This is a genomic window from Mesorhizobium sp. M0293 (assembly GCF_040321735.1).
In the GTDB taxonomy this organism is placed as follows: Bacteria; Pseudomonadota; Alphaproteobacteria; order Rhizobiales; family Rhizobiaceae; genus Mesorhizobium.
Window position 1 is genome coordinate 1 of record NZ_JAMYSA010000074.1, and the last position, 18,634, is coordinate 18,634.

At 61.3% G+C, this 18,634-nt stretch carries 15 protein-coding genes and 6 pseudogenes; 15 read left to right on the forward strand and 6 right to left on the reverse strand.

Annotation, left to right across the window (positions count from 1 at the left end; translation table 11 throughout):
• The first annotated feature begins 181 nt into the window (after window positions 1-181).
• Window positions 182-547: an aspartate 1-decarboxylase gene (locus tag NKJ06_RS24030; protein WP_352810833.1), complete on the forward strand. Its 366-nt coding sequence runs from the start codon at window positions 182-184 to the stop codon at window positions 545-547.
• An 8-nt stretch (window positions 548-555) separates the two neighbouring features.
• Here NKJ06_RS24030 and NKJ06_RS35850 read toward each other — a convergent pair whose 3' ends face one another.
• Complete coding sequence (locus NKJ06_RS35850) at window positions 556-831, reverse strand: DUF1403 family protein (protein ID WP_502905648.1); 276 nt, start codon at window positions 829-831, stop codon at window positions 556-558.
• A 135-nt stretch (window positions 832-966) separates the two neighbouring features.
• Here NKJ06_RS35850 and NKJ06_RS24040 point away from each other — a divergent pair.
• From NKJ06_RS24040 to NKJ06_RS24050, 3 genes and pseudogenes are all read left to right on the forward strand, one after another.
• A pseudogene (locus NKJ06_RS24040) lies at window positions 967-1,527 on the forward strand (transposase); the annotation flags it as partial.
• 617 nt (window positions 1,528-2,144) lie between these two features.
• A complete protein-coding gene (ltrA, locus tag NKJ06_RS24045) occupies window positions 2,145-3,665 on the forward strand; it encodes a group II intron reverse transcriptase/maturase (RefSeq protein ID WP_352810834.1) in 1,521 nt (506 codons plus the stop codon).
• Window positions 3,666-3,755: 90 nt separating this feature from the next.
• Window positions 3,756-3,920, forward strand: a pseudogene (locus NKJ06_RS24050) (transposase); the annotation flags it as partial.
• A gap of 355 nt (window positions 3,921-4,275) precedes the next feature.
• Here NKJ06_RS24050 and NKJ06_RS24055 read toward each other — a convergent pair.
• Window positions 4,276-5,031, reverse strand: a pseudogene (locus NKJ06_RS24055) (ISL3 family transposase); the annotation flags it as partial.
• A 137-nt stretch (window positions 5,032-5,168) separates the two neighbouring features.
• Between NKJ06_RS24055 and NKJ06_RS24060 the strand changes: the two are divergent.
• A pseudogene (locus tag NKJ06_RS24060) lies at window positions 5,169-5,825 on the forward strand (IS1380 family transposase); the annotation flags it as partial.
• Window positions 5,826-6,525: 700 nt separating this feature from the next.
• On the opposite strand, the gene NKJ06_RS24065 reads toward NKJ06_RS24060, so the two are convergent.
• Together NKJ06_RS24065 and NKJ06_RS24070 are read right to left on the reverse strand one after the other, a co-directional pair.
• Window positions 6,526-7,119 (reverse strand): type II toxin-antitoxin system VapC family toxin, encoded by a 594-nt coding sequence (locus NKJ06_RS24065; protein ID WP_352810835.1) that lies wholly within the window; start codon window positions 7,117-7,119, stop codon window positions 6,526-6,528.
• The gene (locus NKJ06_RS24070) at window positions 7,109-7,405 is read right to left on the reverse strand and encodes a hypothetical protein (protein WP_352810837.1); all 297 of its coding nucleotides are present in this window, start codon (window positions 7,403-7,405) and stop codon (window positions 7,109-7,111) included. The genes NKJ06_RS24065 and NKJ06_RS24070 overlap by 11 nt, the downstream gene beginning before the upstream one ends.
• A 253-nt stretch (window positions 7,406-7,658) precedes the next feature.
• On the opposite strand from NKJ06_RS24070, the gene NKJ06_RS24075 reads away from it, so the two are divergent.
• Window positions 7,659-8,789 (forward strand): site-specific integrase, encoded by a 1,131-nt coding sequence (locus NKJ06_RS24075; protein ID WP_352810858.1) that lies wholly within the window; start codon window positions 7,659-7,661, stop codon window positions 8,787-8,789.
• Window positions 8,790-8,840: 51 nt separating this feature from the next.
• Here the strand turns inward: NKJ06_RS24075 and NKJ06_RS24080 are convergent, their stop codons facing one another.
• Together NKJ06_RS24080 and NKJ06_RS24085 are read right to left on the reverse strand one after the other, a co-directional pair.
• On the reverse strand, window positions 8,841-9,245 hold the full coding sequence (locus NKJ06_RS24080; RefSeq protein WP_352738939.1) for a type II toxin-antitoxin system VapC family toxin: 405 nt from the start codon (window positions 9,243-9,245) through the stop codon (window positions 8,841-8,843).
• Window positions 9,242-9,475 carry an AbrB/MazE/SpoVT family DNA-binding domain-containing protein gene (locus tag NKJ06_RS24085; protein WP_352810839.1) on the reverse strand — a complete coding sequence of 78 codons (234 nt, stop codon included), beginning with the start codon at window positions 9,473-9,475 and terminating at the stop codon, window positions 9,242-9,244. Before NKJ06_RS24085 ends, NKJ06_RS24080 begins: the two co-directional genes overlap by 4 nt.
• A 414-nt stretch (window positions 9,476-9,889) precedes the next feature.
• Between NKJ06_RS24085 and NKJ06_RS24095 the strand changes: the two are divergent.
• From NKJ06_RS24095 to scpB (NKJ06_RS24135), 9 genes and pseudogenes are all read left to right on the forward strand, one after another.
• Window positions 9,890-10,394, forward strand: a pseudogene (locus tag NKJ06_RS24095) (site-specific integrase); the annotation flags it as partial.
• Window positions 10,395-11,342: 948 nt separating this feature from the next.
• Window positions 11,343-12,548, forward strand: a complete 1,206-nt coding sequence (repA, locus tag NKJ06_RS24100; protein WP_352810841.1) for a plasmid partitioning protein RepA — start codon at window positions 11,343-11,345, stop codon at window positions 12,546-12,548.
• Window positions 12,549-12,623: 75 nt separating this feature from the next.
• On the forward strand, window positions 12,624-13,625 hold the full coding sequence (gene repB, locus NKJ06_RS24105) for a plasmid partitioning protein RepB (protein WP_352810843.1): 1,002 nt from the start codon (window positions 12,624-12,626) through the stop codon (window positions 13,623-13,625).
• A 154-nt stretch (window positions 13,626-13,779) separates the two neighbouring features.
• Window positions 13,780-14,985, forward strand: coding sequence for a plasmid replication protein RepC (repC, locus tag NKJ06_RS24110; protein WP_352738964.1), 1,206 nt, complete (start codon window positions 13,780-13,782; stop codon window positions 14,983-14,985).
• A 121-nt stretch (window positions 14,986-15,106) separates the two neighbouring features.
• Window positions 15,107-15,382: pseudogene (locus tag NKJ06_RS24115) on the forward strand (type II toxin-antitoxin system Phd/YefM family antitoxin); the annotation flags it as partial.
• 370 nt (window positions 15,383-15,752) lie between these two features.
• A complete protein-coding gene (locus NKJ06_RS24120; RefSeq protein ID WP_352810845.1) occupies window positions 15,753-16,751 on the forward strand; it encodes a DUF1403 family protein in 999 nt (332 codons plus the stop codon).
• Window positions 16,752-16,755: 4 nt separating this feature from the next.
• The gene (scpB, locus tag NKJ06_RS24125; RefSeq protein ID WP_352810847.1) at window positions 16,756-17,445 is read left to right on the forward strand and encodes an SMC-Scp complex subunit ScpB; all 690 of its coding nucleotides are present in this window, start codon (window positions 16,756-16,758) and stop codon (window positions 17,443-17,445) included.
• Between the two features lie 49 nt (window positions 17,446-17,494).
• Window positions 17,495-17,842 (forward strand): DUF1403 family protein, encoded by a 348-nt coding sequence (locus NKJ06_RS35855; protein WP_502905649.1) that lies wholly within the window; start codon window positions 17,495-17,497, stop codon window positions 17,840-17,842.
• Window positions 17,839-18,426, forward strand: a complete 588-nt coding sequence (scpB, locus tag NKJ06_RS24135) for an SMC-Scp complex subunit ScpB (RefSeq protein ID WP_502905650.1) — start codon at window positions 17,839-17,841, stop codon at window positions 18,424-18,426. Before NKJ06_RS35855 ends, scpB (NKJ06_RS24135) begins: the two co-directional genes overlap by 4 nt.
• Window positions 18,427-18,634 lie beyond the last annotated feature (208 nt).

The following is an 18,634-nucleotide window of genomic DNA, read 5'->3' on the forward strand; positions in this document are numbered from 1 at the left end:
CCCCCCGTGGCGGGCCGTCTCATATCTCAAAACCCCCCTCACACTCCCCCCGCCCCCCCTCCCCCCCCGGCGCGCCCCCCCCCCCCCCCCCCCCCCCCCGGCGCCCGAAACCAACGAAACAGTAACCCAATGAAGGGGGTCAGTTCCTGATGTCGCCAAAGGGGTCAATTCCTCGTGTCGCTTGACATCAGTAACCCTCGACCCGGATCATTGCAGCGAATCGGGTATTCTTCCGCTGGAATTTGTCGAGATTTGGAATAAGGCTACAGGTGCCCGAATCAGCACATATGTCATTTACGGTGAGAAGGGTTCTGGCTGCTGCGTGCTGAACGGAGCTGCGGCCCGCACTTGTCAGATCGGAGATGAGATAATCATTTGCGCCTCCGCATATATCGAGGAGCATCAGATCACAGAGATCCAGCCGAAGGTGCTGACATTTGACCGAGACAATTCGGTGCGAGACCGCCTGTTTTACGATGTTGACACAATGCAAGATGGAACGATGACATTCGCGGTTCGCGATCGTTCTAACGGCCGCAATGCGTAAGTATCCGGTTAAGGTCGAGCGCCAATATATGGCTTCGGCATAGGGCGGCCGCGTCCGATGCCGAAAACCGTCGGCGACGGCGACTGGATCGTGGGGTCGGCCTCACCGGCCAGCTCGCGCCAGACCCCGAGCATCCTGCCGGCGGGCCCGACGTTGTCGCCCGGCCGTGTGAGCAGCACGGCGTCGCGCAACGCGCTTACATCTTCCACTCTCCACGCCTGCCTCGCGGTTGTCGTCGTGGCTGCCAGCGCCAGCCGCTGCCGCCACCCACCGGCCCAGCGCATTGGCGACAGATAACCGCATTGAGCGCGCCGAAGTCCTCTAGCCCGGATATCTCACACAGTTGAAGTGCATCGGGGCTCCGAATCAAGGAAAATGCTTCTGCGACAAAGACTTACCTTGAGCAGAGGTATTCCCCGATGCAAACAGAGTGTATACCGGAACGGTTTGATTTTGCACCTGTTGAAAGGCGCGCCGTTGTGGCCGGTTTTGACGGTGGAACGATCACCTCCGATGCCGGCGCGCTTCTGCTGGGGCTGACGGACCGGGCGATCGGGCTGGTCGGCCGCTTTGCCCGCTGCTTCGTGGATGCCCGCCGTCCGGCATTGATCGAGCATGAGGTGAAGACGCTTGTGGGCCAGCGCGTCTTGGCGCTGGCGCTCGGCTATGAAGACCTGAACGACCATGACGAATTGCGCCATGATCCGGTGCTGGCGGTGCTGGCCGGCAAGCTCAAGGCGCGCCGTCACAAGAAATGCGCGGCCGTGGCCGGCAAGTCGACGCTCAACCGACTGGAGCTGAGCCGGCCGCAGCCTTCGCGCTATCACAAGATCAGCCACGATCCGGCCGCGATCGAGGCGCTGTTCGTCGATTTGTTCATGGGTGCGCACGCCGCCCCGCCCGAAGAGATCGTGCTGGATCTGGATGCCACGGACGATCCCCTGCACGGCAACCAGGAGGGGCGGTTCTTCCACGGCTACTGTGCGCCGCGACGGCGCGGGAGGTGAACATGATTTAGAACTCATCTCCCAAACTTGCTGATCTTTGACCGGCGGCTGCAATGCCGCCCCCTTGCTGGGAGAACAGCAGGCGGAAGGGGGCCGAGAAGCTCGACCGGGTGCTGCCGGTGGGGTGTCATCAGCAGATCGGCCTTAACTGAACCGGGTACGGACCATCAACTGTACGCCGGGCTACCACAGTGTTCATGGTGAGGTAACGAAGTGGGTGCTTGAAGCCCGTGTATCATGGAAGACTGCCTCTCAGGCCGTGATGGCGGCGGAGGTCAAGCGATCCGAGGCGGTGGGGCTAGTAGCTCTCCACTGCCGGGCGCGCATAGCGTGCTCAAGATGGGACGCCTTCTCCCTGGCCCATCTCCCGCATCGCCACGAGTATAGCCCACCACCTAACGACACGAAGGTTGAAGATCGGAACGCGGGAACTCGGACCGTCCGCCCAGCACGGAACTGGGCTAGCCGCAGCGGCCGGAGAAGGACGACACCGAGGGCGGAGCTTCCGTAGTAGTCCGGGCGTGGGAAAGCCACGCACACGGCGAAGGGAAGCAGGAAGACGATAGACACGCGAGACGGAGGAACGATCTGTGGACACGGATCGTCAAGCCGACGATGCTTGGATACTCGGCGTTCAACGCAAACTCTATCAGTGGAGTCAGGCATATCCCGACGATGCTTGGCGGGACATGTGGGGATGGCTTACCGACACCCGCATGCTTCGTCACGCATGGCGGCATGTCGCCTCGAACCGAGGTGCACGCGCCGCTGGAATCGATGGGGTGACTGCGGATAGCATCCGGAAGAAGGGCAAGGAGCAACGCTTCCTCGAACGGCTACAGGCCGAACTGCGCTCCGGCGCGTATCGGCCCAGTCCGTCGCGGCGCAAGCTCATCCCCAAGGCCGGTAAACCGGGGCAATTCCGACCTCTGGGCATTCCGACAGTCAAGGACCGCGTCGTACAGTGTGCGGTCAAAACGCTTCTGGAGCCAATCTTCGAGGCGCAGTTCTGGCATGTCTCCTACGGGTTCCGACCCGGCAGGAGCACGCATGCCGCCTTGGAGCATATCCGGCGTGCCCTCTTGCCGCAAAAGATCGGCAAGGACGGTCGCCGGGAGGGCATGCCGTACAACTGGGTCATCGAAGGGGACATCAAGGGCTGCTTCGACAACATCAACCATCATCACCTGATGAACCGGCTGCGCGCACGTGTCGCCGACCGGCGGGTGACGCGGTTGGTGGGGCAGTTCCTCAAAGCCGGCGTTCTGGCGGAAGATCAGTTCCTCCGTACGGACAACGGAACCCCTCAAGGCGGGATTATCTCACCGTTGCTCGCCAACATCGCACTTAGTGCGATCGAGGAGCGCTATGAAAGGTGGACATATCAACGCGCCAAGGCCCGGCCCGATAACCCTGAACTCGGGGTGATCGCGGCACGCAAAGCGCGAAGCCGGGACCGTGACGCTGGTCGCTGCGTGTTCCTGCCGATCCGCTATGCGGACGACTTCGTGGTTCTGGTCTCCGGTACGCAGAAGGATGCCATCGCGGAAAAAGCCGCGCTGGCCGAGTATCTGCGGGCGACCACGGGCCTCGAATTGTCACCCGAAAAGACAAGGGTCACGGCCATGACGGATGGATTCGAGTTCCTCGGATTCCATGTCGCCATGCGATGGGACAAGCGCTACGGATACGGCCCGCGCGTAGAAATCCCCAAAGCGAAAGCCGTCGATCTGCGTCGCAAGGTCAAGCAACTCACCAAGCGCAACTCGGTAATAGTCAGTCTTGGCACAAAGCTCCGGGAACTCAATCCCATCCTGCGCGGATGGGCGAATTACTACCGCTACTGCGCCTATGCGGGCCGGGCGTTCACCAGTCTCGACTGGTACGTCCGGGATCGTATGTGGCGTTGGCTGCGGATGAAACGCCCGAAGGCGGGACTGCGCGACATGCGGGATGCGTTTTTGCCCAGTCGCGTGCGCCCGACATGGCGGGTCTGGCGGGAAGGTTCGGTCGAGCAGTATCTGCTCGCGTGGACCCCGGTCTGCCGATACCGCCTCGCATGGATGGGAAAGCCTGATTTTGCCATGTCTTCTGGAGAGCCGGATGCGTAACGAAAGGCGCACGTCCGGTTCGGGGAGGGGCGACGAGAAACCGGCCGCTGAAAGGCGGTTTGGCGCTCGTCGCCTACTCTACACGGCAACTACTGCTACCTGCCGCTCTACATCTTCTGCGGCGATCACCTTTTGTGCGCCAAGCTGCGGCCCGCCAACATCGACGCGGCCGCCAGCGCGGTTCAGGAGATCGAGCGCATCGTGCGCCAGCTGCGTGAGCGTTGGCCCAAGGTCCGCATCGTGCTGCGCGCCGATTTATAGCGCGACAATCTGGGGTTCTTCCGCATATTTGCCATGCACAGTTCCGACGCGATGGCGGCCGCCGTCGCAAATTTGGCGGAGCGGTCGGTGGCCGCTCCTTGCGGGCGGCGGTCCACCTGTAGACGGTCGCCTTGCTGCCTTCGAAGACGTTGATGCCGATCCGAGGCGCGATCTGGCGCGGCGACAGGCCGGAGTCCCGCAGGTCAAGGATCTCGGCATAGAGCTCACGGCGCTGGTTGCGCCGCGACCGGCGCAGACCATCAAGCTTCGTGGAAGTCTCTTCCGGTGATTCCGGCTCGGCTTCAGCGTTTCCGGCCATCTCGGACGCCATGGCCTTTCCGGCGGCGCTGACCGCCTTGCGATGGCGACCGACGGCCAGACGCAACGCTTCGCCCAGGTTCTGGAGAAGATGCCAGCGGTCGGCGACCTGCGTTGCATCGGGAGCACCGCGACGGGCGCCCTCGGCATAAACGCCGGCACGATCGCGCGCGATGACCTCGATGCCAGGATGGCGCTCCAGCCAGGATGCGACTGTGTCGGCATTTCGATCCGGCAACAGATCGAGGACGCGGTTGCGCTCCAGATCGCAGATGATCGTCCCGTAGCGCTGCCCCTTGCGCCAAGCCCAGTCGTCGATGCCGACCACACGGGGCGCTTGCGGCGGCTCGTATCCGGCCGCGCGGATGATCCGCAGCAGCGTGTCGCCGCTCACCGGCATGGCGAGCCTGTCCGATAGGCGTGAGCCCGGCTCGCCGCCGACCGCGAAGCCGATCGCCAGCTGGCTTTCGCCGAGCCGAACCGTGCGTCGAGCTTTCGGTTGAACCGTCTCAGGAAGTCTCTCGGTGAAGATCCGGCGCGGGCATTGGGGATCGGCGCATCGAAACCGTCGTGCGTGAAGCTGGATTTCGACAACCCGCCCTTGCCACGGCAGATCGGCCAACCGGCGCATGTAGTGACTGTGGACGCGGCGGGTTCGGCGACCGCAACATGGACAGCACGATTCCATCGCCTTCGCACGGGCAACAAGCACAACCCTGTCAGCCTGAGGGAGAATTTGGACAATCGAAAGCTCGGGCGAAATCAGCGAGCGGAAGGAATGGAGCACGGGCAAATCACGGCGTCGACTGCGATTCCGACTCTATGAACTTATTCGCACCGGCCGTGAATCCCGCAACCTGCACCAAATATATGCGGAAGAACCCAATCTGGGAGAGAAGCCCGCTCTCACGTTGATTGCCGCGCCGCACCGATTCCGGCTTCGCCCGTCATGAGCTGATGGCCTGGTGCGAAACCAACGCCGTCGACTACCTATTCGGCTTGGCCCGCAATGTTCGGCTGGTCCGCCACATCGCGGCTGAACTGGAGGAGGCCAGAGCAGAAAGTGCCCTCACCAGCCGGCCCGCCCGCCGCTTCAAGGACTTCCTGTGGACCACGCGCAAGAGCTGGAGCGGTCGGCGCCGGGTCGTGGCCAAGGCCGAGTGGACGCAAGGCGAGGCCAACCCGCGCTTTATCGTCACCTCGCTCGACGCCGAGGCTTGGCCGGCGCAATGCCTCTACGAGGACCTCTATTGCGCCCGCGGCGAGATGGAGAACCGCATCAAGGAATGCCAGCTCGACCTGTTCGCCGACCGCACCTCTGCCGCCACCATGCGCGCCAACCAGCTCAGGCTCTGGTTCGCCTCGATGGCCTATGTACTGATCTGCGCGCTGCGCCGCATCGGCCTGGTGGATACACGGCTCGCCAGGGCAAGCTGCGCCAACATCCGTCTCAAGCTGTTCAAGATCGGCGCCCTGGTCAGCATCTCGGTGCGCCGCATCAAGCTGGCTATGAACTCAGCCTGCCCCTTCCAGCGCGAATGGGCCCTGACCTATGCCCGGCTCTCGGCAGCCGCCGCCTGAGCGGCCCGATCCATCCCTCCCGTCAACAGCAAGGAAACAGCGCCGAACCACACCAACCGCTCCAAGCGGCGGACATCCCTTGCCCGCAGCTCAAGCGCGGGCAAAATCGCTGCCACCAGCCTCGCGCCGAAAGACTGTGTGAGATATCCGGGCTAGCCCAGCCCTCTGCGGCAAGGCTTTGCGGGTCCCGGACCGCCCTGCGCAGCCAGGTCGGCACCGGTGCCGCGAGAGCGGACGGCTCGACGGCGGGGGGACTGGACATGGTGGCGCGGGGACGGCAGCTGGCAAAGAATCATCGCGGACGGACAGCAGGCGAGGCGGCGCTTTGTGCGGCGGCAGTGCCGACAAACCGCCGCGCCTGTCGCGCGATCAAAACGAACGATAATGTTGCCTTATCGTTCATTTTAAAAAGCGGCCGCAAAATGCCTCAACCGCCCTGATTTTTTCACCGGAAATGAGATACATGTCGCGGCACGAAAGCTGCCGACTGTCGCCAGCACGCCGGCATATTATCTTGCCTGGCCCTCGGGGTTGTCGGCCGCCAGCAGCCTTGGACCCGACCAAGATGGAACGATCACAGCGTTGCATCTCAAGGCAGCGTATAGCCCTTTTCGCAACCGTTCGCCTTTTCATTGTTCGCTGCGGTCACTCCCTTCCCCTACGGCGACGATGTGCACGCGCCTATCTCCCAGCAATGCTTTCAAGCTTGCGAGGGCAAGCCTGCAGCCGGCCGGTAGAAAATTACACGCACCGACGGAACAAGCTGATTGAGGGGATCGAAATCGCGGATGTTCCCGGTCAGAACCGTGGCTCCCAGCAGACCGGCCTGGTGAAAGATCAGAGCATCGTTGAGGAAGCGGCGTTCGTGTCCCTCCCCTTTCGGCAGATGGCTGAGCCGGAACAGCAGACCGGCAAGCATGCCAGCCCGTCCCCAGGCGGTGGTGTCGGGAGCATGCAGCCGGTGTGCTGGAATATCCTCGATCGTGTCCGCTACCACTTTCAGGACCGACTTCGTCGTGGCGTGGGCCGGGTCGAGACGGCCGAACACATGGCTGAGCTCGGCAAGGCATACGGCCGAGTGGTGGCAAAGCCGATAGGTGAGAAGGTCATCGACCGCTTCGGGCGTGCGCCCCTGCAGGACATCCAGATAGACGCTGGCGTCCAATAGCAGCGCGCCGCCGACAGGCGGCTCTTCCCCTGCCCAGGACAGCGCGGAATCCGGCCGCCGTTCCAGCCCCGCAGTGCGCCGCTGCGGTTTGAGAGAACGCAGTGCGCTCCCGAGATCAAACGCCAAGATCGATGTCCGTTGGGATGCTGCCCTTGCGGCCGACGAGCCGGATACCAAAATCATCCTCGAGGGCCAGCCGCGACAGGGCGAGCTCCAGCAGTTCGGTGTCGGAAGTCACATGAGCGCGCTTCTTCGCCGCCTCGATCAATTCCGACGGCACCCTGCCGGAAAGGCGTGTGTTCTTGGCCGCGCCAAGAAGGCCGACCGCCCTCGCCTGCTCAAGCACCAGACGGTTGCGGGTGTGGGCAATCCGCTCCTCGCTTTCGGCTGCTGTTGCACCACGATTGCTCATCCTGGGGTCTCCTCTGTTGAACGAAACATAAAGGATGTTGAACGCGAAGGCAAGCCGTGGAAGCGATCGCCGCATCGTCCCTACGTGCCTGCCCGACGCGGGGAGCAGCGCGCCCGGCCCTTTGTCGTGTGTGGCGGGGAGCAAAACTCGGGCCTATCGTCAGGTGTCTCTCGGTGGACAATTCGGCGGTTGGGTCGCACGTTGTGCTCTTCGAATCGCACCACTGCGACATTCCAAGGAACGAGAGCCCCCAATGAGCAGTGCCCGTAATTTCATGACGCCCGTCGAGGCGACCGACACCGACGACCTGCCTGACATTGTCGACGTCGTCATGGAAATGGGGCGCCCGGATGAGGCTCCCTCCCCTCCCCCGCAGGTCCTTGATTCGCGACAAGCAACACTGCCCGCGCATCTCGAAAAGCTGGCCGACCGTGCGCGCGATTATGTCGAGGCGGCAAGTTCGGCAAACACCCGTCGTGCCTATGCCGCCGACTGGAAGCATTTTTGCGCCTGGTGCCGGCGCCAGTCGTTTGATCCACTGCCGCCAGATCCTCAAGTTGTCGGCCTCTATATCACGGCCCAGGCCTCGGGGTCGGAAAGGGACAAAAAGTCGGTGTCGACGATTGAGCGACGCTTGTCGTCCCTAACCTGGAACTATACGCAGCGCGGCCAACCGCTCGACCGTAAGGACCGGCATATCGCCACCGTGCTCGCCGGCATCCGCAACAAACATGCCTCCCCTCCCCGGCAGAAGGAAGCCATCCTGCGCGACGATCTTGTCGCCATGCTGGAAACGCTCGACCGCGGCACGCTCCGCGGTCTGCGCGACCGCGCCATGCTGCTTTTAGGCTTCGCCGGCGGTTTGCGCCGTTCTGAAATCGTCGGCCTTGATGTTGCGCGCGATCAAACCGAGGACGGTCGCGGCTGGATTGAATTTTTCCCGGACAAGGGCGTGCTGGTTACGTTGCGGGGCAAGACCGGCTGGCGCGAGGTCGAAATAGGTCGCGGCTCGTCCGACGCTACCTGCCCGGTTGTCGCGATGCAGACCTGGCTGAAGCTGGCCCGCATCGCGCATGGCCCGGCCTTCCGCCGCGTCACCGGGCAAGGCAAAGCGGTTGGAGCCGAGCGGCTCAACGATCAGGAGGTGGCGCGGCTGGTCAAACGAGCGGCCCTGGCTGCCGGCGTGCGCGGTGATCTTTCCGAGGGCGAGCGCGGCCAGAAGTTTTCTGGCCATTCGCTGCGCGCAGGCCTCGCGTCCTCCGCCGAGGTTGATGAACGCTATGTTCAGAAGCAGCTTGGCCACGCCTCGGCGGAGATGACACGCCGTTACCAACGCCGGCGAGACCGTTTTCGGGTCAACCTCACCAAGGCAAGCGGGCTTTGATCGCAATGCCCTCACCCCTGCCCCTCTGACAGAGTTGTGCCCACGAGAACCTCAGCCGTCGGGCGCGATCAGCATTACAGACGGGAAATACGTGCGGTAGCGGCCGACGTCGCGGGTCAACAGCGGCAGACCGCCCACGGCGGCATGGGCGCCAATGAAGAAATCAGGCAGCACGCCGGTGCGCGCTCCGCCAGATTTGCGGTATTGCGTAAAGATCTTGCCCGCCAGAAACAGGGCGTCGCGCGGAATCGAGGCGAGTTCCAGGGCGGCCTGTTTGATGAAGGCATCCAGTTCCTCGATTCGGTTGTAGCGAACCGCAAGCTCTGCGTAGACAACATCGTTGATCAGCAGCGGGCCAGCGATGCTCGCGGCCTCCAGCCTGGCAAGCGACCAGTCGGCCCATTTCGGATCATCGGTGACAAGGTCGAGCAGAATGTTGGTGTCGACGAGCGTCACGCTTCGCCACGCGTCAGCGCCATGATTGCGTCGGTATCAAGCCCCTTGCCGGCATGGCCACGCAATTTGGCGAACCGGCTCGCCGGTCGATTCTTGTCGGCGCGCGCGAGTACCACGCTGCCATCGGCGGCGCGCACGAAATCGACTTGGCTGCCTGGAACGATGCCGAGAAGGTCGCGGACCGATTTGGGGATGGTCACTTGTCCCTTAGCTGTGACTGTCGTGGTCATGCTTGCACCCGTGGTAATACCATATTGACTAAAGGTATTACCACACACGCCGATTTGCAATCCTGGCTGCGAAACTGCCGATCCGGCTACTAAACGGTCCTGCTCAAAGTCGCGCGTATGCCCGGTCCGCTGAGGGACCGGGAGGTTGCCCGCCTGTTCAAGCGCACCACTCTGGCCGCCCGCTCGCAGAGCGATCTCTCGGAGGGTGATCGAGGAAAAGAGTTGCAGCCCATTGATTGCGACCGGACATGACGCCGTCGGCTGAGGTCAAAGGGCGTTACGTGCAGAAGCACCTTGGTCGCACGAGTGCCGAGATGACCTCAAAATACGAACGCCGCCGCGACCGTTCCGAGTGCACCTCTCCAAGCGCCCGGTACCGCTCTACCCGCCTTCCCTTTCAGTTGCCACACAGCGCCGGGAGATAAGGAGGCTATCCTGCGCGACGATCTAATCGCCATGCCGGAGACAGCCGTGGCGCGCTGCGTGGCCTGCGCGACCGACCTATGCTGCTTTTGGGCTTCGCCGGCGGCTGCGGCGCTCCGAATCGTCGGCCTCGATCTTGCTCGCGACCAAACCGAGGATGGCCGCGACTCGATCGATTTCTTCCCGGACAAGGGGGGCTGGTTACCTGCGCGGCAAAACCGACTCGGGCGAGTCGAGATCGGCTGCGGTGCGTCTGACGCCGCCTGCCGTGTCATCGCCCTGCAGACTTGGCTCAGCCTGGCCGGCATCGCCCACGGCCCCCTCTTCCGCCGGAACACCGCAAAAGACAAAGCGGTGGGAGCCGAGCGGCTTAACGATCAGGAAATCGCGTCAAAAGCCCTGCCGGCCGGGGTGCGCCGCGATCTTGCGGAGGGCGAGCGGGAGAAGAAATTCTGGGGAACTCGCTCTACGCGCCAGCCTCGCCTCCTCGACTGAGGCTGGGAACGATAACGTTCCTCAAGCCGATCAAAGGTCGAACATCGTGATCGAGAAGCGAACCTGGTCCGGAAGGCGCTATTCGTAGAAATCGTTTCTGAGAGAAGTTCTCCCCGCCATCGGGACCCGCCGAGGAGTGTCGGCTTGGTTCATCAGACGCTCCATGGGCGAGACCTCGAGACGACCATAGCCACCGCGCTCCGATGCCAGCTTGCAGCATATGGTATAAGACGCCGATCGACGGACGCGGCCGTCGTTGAAACGACGGTGAGCGGACGCAATCGCAATGATGCGAAGGGTGCCTCTTTTTCCCTTATTGCAGACCGCTTCTGGAACGGACGCATGAAGTCGGCGATACGTTCGGATGACGGGGCTGATGGCGGCGGCGGTGATCTCTTGGCCGGCCTGCGCGATTTCCAGCTTGGTCCCCCCCCCCGGCCGCTCTGTAAAGCAGAACTCATCGATCTATGTCTGGCTCACCTCGGCGGTAAAGCGCTTCGATCTTATGCTGGACTTCAACATGGCCTTCGCCGCTTCCGAAATTAGGTCGGCCAGTTCGGCAGTTGAAGGGGTGGCGACCAGGCCAAGTCGCCTCCCGCTGAAGTTCGGCCCTCAGTGCTCAGCACCGTTCATAACTTGCAGAGGGCCTACGCCAGCCAGGGAAGCGTGCCCTTGGCCTCTAAACTTGACAGCCGTGCAAATCGGACAATTGTCCCATCATTTCAATGGCGTAGACGTTCGAATGTCATGTCGATCTTGCGCTGGCTTTATGGTTTGTGACAACGGCTCCCACAGCTCAGAGACGCAATTCTAGATTATGCTTTCGCGGCGGGGACGCCCATTAACCTTCTGTTAACTAAAAACTTCTTGCTGGATTACCCGAATCGGGCATTAATCACGCTTGAAGTGACAATCATGTCAGAAAAGCGTTATTCTGGAAATTGCCGAGATGAATTTGATGCCCGATCACGGCTTGGAGTTCGATTTCGACGAGGAGATTCTCGAACAGGGAGAGCTTATCTCGGACAAGTTGAACATGCTGCGGCTTGAACAGTATCCCCCAAATGCGATGAAGGGACTACGGCAATTTTCGTCGGTCGAGGTCGCGGACTTTCTCGGCGTCACCCAGAACCATATCAAAAAGCTGCATCTCGAAGGCAAGGGACCCGCACCTGAGGTTTCCAGTTCGGGTCGTCGTTCATACACCGCTCGGCAGATGCTCGAATTGCGTCAATACCTCGACAAGCACGGTCGTTCGGACTTCAAGCGCTATGTTCCTCACCGCCGTCAAGGCGACACGCTGCAAGTCATCTCCGTCGTCAATTTCAAGGGTGGCTCCGGCAAGACAACAACAGCTGCCCATCTAGCTCAATACCTCGCTCTAACAGGGCACCGCGTTCTCGCAATTGACCTTGACCCGCAGGCTTCCCTGTCAGCTCTGCATGGCATTCAGCCTGAACTCGACAAGAATCCGTCGCTTTATGAAGCGCTCCGATACGACGAGCACAAGAAATCAATCAAGGAGATTATCCGGCCGACCAATTTCCCGGGTTTGGACATCGTGCCTGCCAATCTTGAACTGCAGGAATATGAGTACGACACTCCACTAGCCGCTTCTAACAAGAATTTACCAGAAGGGCGCTTGTTCTTCACGCGCATTTCTGCGGCGCTCAAGGAAGTTGATGATCGCTACGATGTGATTGTCATAGATTGCCCACCGCAGCTTGGTTACCTAACGCTCACATCTCTTACAGCCTCGACGTCGGTGATTATTACCGTGCACCCGCAGATGCTCGATGTGATGTCGATGTCTCAGTTCTTGCTCATGCTCGGTGGGATCCTCCAGTCCATCAAGGGGGCCGGGGCAGCAGTGAAGCTGAAGTGGTTCCGCTATCTCGTGACTCGATATGAGCCGACTGATGGTCCCCAGGCCCAGATGGTTGGGTTCCTTCAAGCACTTTTCAACAAGCGCATGCTCCAGAACCAAATGGTGAAAACTACGGCCATCTCAGACGCAGGCATCACGAAACAGACACTTTACGAGGTCGAGAAAAGCCAATTCACGCGATCAACATATGAGCGGGCGGTTGAAAGTCTGAACGCGGTCAATTCCGAGATTACGTCGCTTATTCACAAGGCATGGGGGCGGAAGTGACCATTTTGACAGCCGTGCAGAACGAAAGTTCTGGAAGGAATTTCAAAAACATGAGAGCAGTTCTGAGAGGACAGAATGGCTAGAAAGGATCTTCTGGCAAGCGTAACCGCGTCACTTACGCGGGAACAGCCCGTGCATTCTGCGTCGCAGGCTAGGTCCGACTATGCCAAGCGTGGCGCGTCGCGTTCGATGATGCAGTCGCTGGACGAACTGGCCGAGAATTCAGTGCGGATGCTGGATGGCGAAACCGTGGTGGCGATTGACCCCAAGGATCTCGATGGTTCGTTCATTGCTGATCGTATAGGGGAGGACGACGCAGAATACCTGCAGCTCAGACACGCCATTAGTACATCTGGCCAGTCGACACCGATCCTTGTGCGACCGCACCCCCATGACATAGGCCGCTACATGATTGTATTTGGCCATCGACGGGCAAAGGTCGCGCGCGATCTCGGCATTAATGTCCGAGCGGTCGTGAAGCGCTTGGCTGACATTGAGCATGTCATCGCACAGGGCCAAGAAAATACTGCTCGAGCCGACCTTTCGTTTATCGAGAAGTCGTTGTTCGCTCGGAAGTTGATTGAGAGCGGTATGACGAAGGACACTGTCAAATCAGCTCTTACGGTCGATGACACGCTGCTGTCTCGTATGCTGTCGGTCGCTGAAACAGTTCCCGAAGCGGTGCTGAGTGTCGTTGGGGCCGCAAAGGGTGTTGGCAGGGATCGTTGGGAAGAACTCAAAAAACTAGTCCAGATTCCAACCAATGCTACCAAAGCGATCGAGTACGTTCGGACCGAGGAGTTTGCAGCAGGTCAAGTGAAGGACGAGGTCTTCAACCTACTCCTTAGTCATCTGAAATCATCCAAGACGCCCAAGAAGCCAAAGGTTGCCCTCGCACCCAAAGCCTGGGCTCCTGCCGACAAATCACTGAACGTTGCGATTAGAGGGACACAAAAGAAAGCTTCGATAATAGTCGAAGCAGCTTACGGTCTCCATTTTGCGGAGTTCATAGCAGGCCAACTGGACGGTCTTTATGAGGCCTACAGGAAGCAGGAAAAGGAAATCAAAGGAGACTAAACCGCAAAAGAAAAAGGCCCCCGACGGCGAACCGTGGAAGCCCTTCTCGATCTTTAGCAAGCCGAGAATCTCATTTCCGCGAATCAGTGTCAAGCGTTTTAAGCGTCGATTCGGCGGACGGATTTCTTTTGCCTAATTGAAGGCGAAGGAAGAAATGGAGACGGGTATTGCAACGACGCCCTTTGGGCGGCGGCCGATGTCGCTTGCCATGCTGGCAGCGCAAAATGACTCACGTGAGATCCCCAAGGGCAGGGTCGTCGACAAATGGCAGATCTACCGCAACCTCTGCGAGGGCAAGAGCATCGTCGGCATCGGCGATCGTGCTCTGGCCGTCCTGAATGCGTTGCTATCATTCTATCCTGACAGCGAATTGAGTGAGGAAAACGACCTCATCGTGTTTCCTTCGAACGCACAGCTGTCGCTCAGGGCGCACGGAATGCCCGAGCCCACGGTCAGGCGACACCTGGCGGCTCTTGTTGACTGCGGGCTGATCATCCGTCGGGATAGCCCGAACGGCAAGCGTTACGCCCGCAAAGGCCGGGGAGGGGAGATCGAGGAGGCATTCGGCTTCTCCCTGGCGCCGCTGCTGGCCCGTGCTTCCGAGTTCGAGGCGGCGGCCGAGCGTGTTCGTGCCGACAACCGGGCACTCAGGCTTATGCGCGAACGGATCACCTTGCACCGCCGTGACATCCACAAGCTCATCGAGGCGGCCCTTGAAGAGCACGTTCCGGGCGACTGGGGGGGCTTGTGGAAGCGTTTCCGCCGCGTTGTGGAGGCAATTCCGCGCCGAGCCTGCACTGCCGAGCTCGAGCCGATCGTAGCCGATCTTACCGTCTTGCATGACGATGTGGATAAGCTGCTGGAAATTCATATGAAATCCACGAATCCGAGCGGCAATGACTCTCAAAACGAGCGGCAGCAATCTGATTCAAATACCGACTCTACTTTTGAATTTGAACCTGCTTTAGAGAAAGGCGGGGCGGCGGTCGAGCCGAGGACGAGGACCGCAGAGGCGCCGAAAACATACCCGCTGGGGATGGTGCTGAAAGCTTGCCCGGAAATTGCTGACTATGCCGTCGACGGGATCGGCAACTGGCGCGATCTCATGATAACCGCCGCCCAGGTGCGGGGATATCTGGGCGTTTCGCCGTCAGCGTATGAGGACGCCTGCCATGCGATGGGCCAGGAGACCGCGGCGATGGTGATCGCCTGCATCCTGCAACGTGCTCAGCACATCAATTCCGCCGGCGGCTATCTTCGGGCGCTGACTGATAAGGCCAGGGGAGGGACTTTTTCGGTCGGGCCGATGCTGATGGCGGCGCTCAAGGTCAACGGCGCCACGCCAAGGATGACCGGATGATGATCGCCAAATCCCGCAGCTTATCGCTTTGCGCCCAGCTCAAGCGCGAACTACGATGGCCGGCTGACATCTGCGGAAAGCCCGGGGAACCCGTATCTTCCGGAAGAAAAGAGTTCTGCCGATGACCACCACCGTCACCGTCGCCGCCGTCTCGAAAGACGCCGGCGCCTATAAGGATGCTGCGGTTCGCCACCCTGTCATCATCACCAAGAACGGCCGGCCGTGCACCGTGCTACTGGCTTACGAGCATTTTACCCGGCTGTCGAAGCGCGACCGGCGGATCGATCTGACTGCGGAACTCAGCGCCGACGAAATCGCCGCTGTCGAAGCCGTAGAAATGGAGCCGCGCCTTGAATCATATCAACGGCAAGCTTCCTCCGGAAAAGGTCTGACGGATGGGAGGACGCGGTCCGCGCAGCGCGGAGCCCAATCATCCTTGCAATCGTGGAGTGCAACTCCCATTTTGCAAGGAAGAATCGAAGCTCACGCTGCGTCGGCTGCTGTGGTCGAGCATTCCAGCATCGCGATCAGATCATCCGGCAGCACCGCCCTCTTCTGAGGCGGGGTGGCGTGTTTGTTGCGCCCGCCATGATCGTCGCGATATGCTTGTTCTTGCCCAGCGCGCATTTCGGGGTTTAGATCGACCAGAGAGAGCATCTCCTCTAGAATGATCCAAACGACAAGCTGCGGTTTATCGTTCGTTTTCAACTGTCGACAGGCACGGCGCCTTTCGGCCATTTTCGTTGCCAGAAGCGCCGCAATGATTCATGCTGTCTTCAATGATTCTCCGGCCGAAACTGCTTCGCCATGCACCTGTGGTCGTCACCTGTGCAGCCCCGTCTGCGCTGGCCACTCCCGTGCCGATCTGGCTGCGCGCCGTGGCGGCCGGTCCGGACTCGATCGAAGACGCTGCGTTTGCGGCGGCCGCGGCGCTGACCGCGCTCGATGCGGTTGTGCGCCGTCAGGAGAGATGGGCCGGCGCCTGGCGGCAGCGCCTGGCACTTGCTGCAGCGGCGGCTACAGCCAAACGCGCCGGGCGGGTCGAGGACGGGGCGGCGCTGCGCGACGCGCTGCTGCTCACCCGTCCCGGCGACGACGTTGGACCCGCCGGCCGTATGCTGCTTGCCTGGCGAACGCTGGCATCTCGTCCGGTCGCCACGTTGGTCAGCGAGGGGGTGTTGGTCGATGTCGCCGCGAATCTCGGTAGCGCGCTTGACGTGGCGGCGGCCGGCCAAATCGGTGACGAAATCCAGGCGATCTTTGGCGCGGTCGGTAATGCAGTCGCTGGCGCGGTCGACGCGATCGCGGTGCTCGAGCGTCATCACAGTCGCGCCGCGCGTGAGCTTGGACCGTGGGTTGCGGACGCTGTTCTGGCCGACCGGCTAGGGTGGGCGCATGCGGTGCCCCTGTTCGGCTTGCATCCGGTGGCGGGCGGTCGTCGGTCACCCCATGCCCAACGGGAACCCGGGCAGGCGTCCCGGCAACGCATTTGGGCGGCTTATGCGCAGGCGGCGCTGCGGGCGATGGATCTTGCGGCCGCGGGCGCCCGACGCGCCGACCGCCTGCTGGCTGTCGCCCCAAAACTGCGGGCGAAAGGGGCGGACACTGTCGTCGAGAAGCTGCTGTCCGACGACGCGATCGTCGCATCCTCAAAGATCGCCGGGATCAGCGACCGCGGTCTGCGCCGCCTGTTCGACCGGCTGATCGAACTTGGCGCCGTGCGCGAGCTATCCGGCCGTCCGACCTTCCGCATCTACGGGCTGTGAGACCATGGAGCAGGCGAAGGGGAGAAGGGCGAAGGAGCGATCAGATGATCACCTGTTCGACCGCGAACTGGATCACCTGCCGCCAGAAGTGCGTTGGCGCGAATGGATGAACCGCGTCGAAGCAACCATCTTCGCCGCCAGCGAGCCGGTCAGCCGCGAGGTGCTTACCCGCATCGTCGGCAAGACCTGCAGCATCGACCTTTTGATCGACGACATCCGCGAGGAGCTGCGGGGCCGACCTTACGATCTGGTCGCGGTCGCAAGCGGCTGGAAGCACCTGACGCGGCCGGCCTATGCCGACGCCATCCGAACGGCCGTAGGCTCTAACGAACGCGCCGTCGACCTCACGCAATCCGAAGTGCTGGTCTTGATGTGCATTGCCTTCTTTCAGCCGATCACGCGCGCCGAACTGTCGTCATTCTTCGGCAAGGAGATCAGCCGCGACCTGATCGGCAATTTGCGCTCCTTCGGCCTGATCGCCTCCGGCCCGCGAAGCCCGACACCAGGCGCCCCTTATACCTATGTGACGACGAAACATTTCCTGCTGGAATTCGGGCTTGAAACCTTACGCGATCTTCCCGACTTCGAGGCGCTCGAGGATGCGGGGCTGCTGTCGAAGGAAAAGCTTCTGGCGGGCGACATCATGCCGGGGTTTTCCGCCCCCGGCGAGAATGATGCCGACGCCGACGAATAGAGCGCCTGTGCCTGGCCGCACGACCGCCATCGTCGCGCCGAAAAACTGGATGGCGGTTGCGCCAACATTTCGTGCAAAAGGGTCGGACGCCGTGGTTGAGAAACTTTTGGCCGAAGATGCGGTCGTCGCCTCGGAAGATATTCGCGGGATCAGCGACTGCGGTCTGCGCCGCCTATTCGACCGACTTGCCGATCTTGGGCCGTGCGCGAGCTGTCCGGCCGTTCCATCTTCCGCAGCTACGGGCTGTGAGAAATGGTTGAGGCGGCGGGCACTACGACGGGGAAAAGGAAAGATGGCGCGCGAGATGGCCGTCGCCCAGGCGACCGTCGTTCAGATGACCATTTGTTCGATCGTGAGCTCGATCATTTGCCAGCTGTCGGGCGTGTCGAGGCCGTGATCTTCGCTGCCGGGGCTCCAGTGACAAGAGAAACGTTGGCAAAGATTATAGGCAAAGGCTGTAACCTGGACCTGATCATTGACGACATCCGCGAAGAGCTGCGCGGCAGGCCGTATGAACTGGTGTCGGTCGTCGGTGGCTGGCAGCACCGCACCCGGCCGGCATTCGCCGACGCCATTCGTACAGTTTCCGGTGCGAGCGAACAGAGCATTGATCTGTCGCAACCAGAGGCGCTCGTACTGATGACCATCGCCTATTTCCAGCCGATCACCCGCGCTGAGCTTTCCAGCTTCTTCGGTCGCGAAATCAGCGATCTGATCGGCAATCTGCGCGGTTCCGGCTTCATCGCCACGGGTCCAAGATGCCCAACGCCGGGAGCGCCCTACACCTACGTCACGACAAAGGGATTTTTGTCGCATTTTGGCTTCGAGACGCTGCGCGACTTGCCCGATTTGGAAAAGCAGGAAGACGCCGGTTTGCTCGACAAGGGGAGATTGCTCGCCGACATCACGGGTGCACTTGGCACAGTCGGCGGAGGGTCCGAATTCCTAGACGACGAGGGATCGGTCCACTCTGAAGATTGACTGATGCGGCGACAGGCGAGCGCGGCGGTACGGGCTCGTTCAAGTCCACCGTGCTGCGGTCAATTGCCCCCGGCCTGTTTCAACTCGATCTGACAAGCGCGTTGTGGTGGGGCCTGGCTACCGGTCGGTGTAGCGCCACGCATAAGAGTGCTGTTTCTTCGATTGGAATTTCCGCCAGCACGAATGGTCGAAACCATGTTAGTTTCGC

Excerpts from the sequence above, each read along its gene's own strand:
- NKJ06_RS35850 (WP_502905648.1), bottom strand. The coding sequence starts at position 831 with ATGCGCTGGGCCGGTGGGTGGCGGCAGCGGCTGGCGCTGGCAGCCACG.
- NKJ06_RS24070 (WP_352810837.1), bottom strand. The coding sequence starts at position 7,405 with ATGAGCAATCGTGGTGCAACAGCAGCCGAAAGCGAGGAGCGGATTGCC.
- NKJ06_RS24075 (WP_352810858.1), top strand. The coding sequence starts at position 7,659 with ATGAGCAGTGCCCGTAATTTCATGACGCCCGTCGAGGCGACCGACACC.
- NKJ06_RS24085 (WP_352810839.1), bottom strand. The coding sequence starts at position 9,475 with ATGACCACGACAGTCACAGCTAAGGGACAAGTGACCATCCCCAAATCG.
- repA (WP_352810841.1), top strand. The coding sequence starts at position 11,343 with ATGAATTTGATGCCCGATCACGGCTTGGAGTTCGATTTCGACGAGGAG.
- repB (WP_352810843.1), top strand. The coding sequence starts at position 12,624 with ATGGCTAGAAAGGATCTTCTGGCAAGCGTAACCGCGTCACTTACGCGG.
- repC (WP_352738964.1), top strand. The coding sequence starts at position 13,780 with ATGGAGACGGGTATTGCAACGACGCCCTTTGGGCGGCGGCCGATGTCG.
- NKJ06_RS24120 (WP_352810845.1), top strand. The coding sequence starts at position 15,753 with ATGCTGTCTTCAATGATTCTCCGGCCGAAACTGCTTCGCCATGCACCT.
- scpB (WP_352810847.1), top strand. The coding sequence starts at position 16,756 with ATGGAGCAGGCGAAGGGGAGAAGGGCGAAGGAGCGATCAGATGATCAC.
- NKJ06_RS35855 (WP_502905649.1), top strand. The coding sequence starts at position 17,495 with ATGGCGGTTGCGCCAACATTTCGTGCAAAAGGGTCGGACGCCGTGGTT.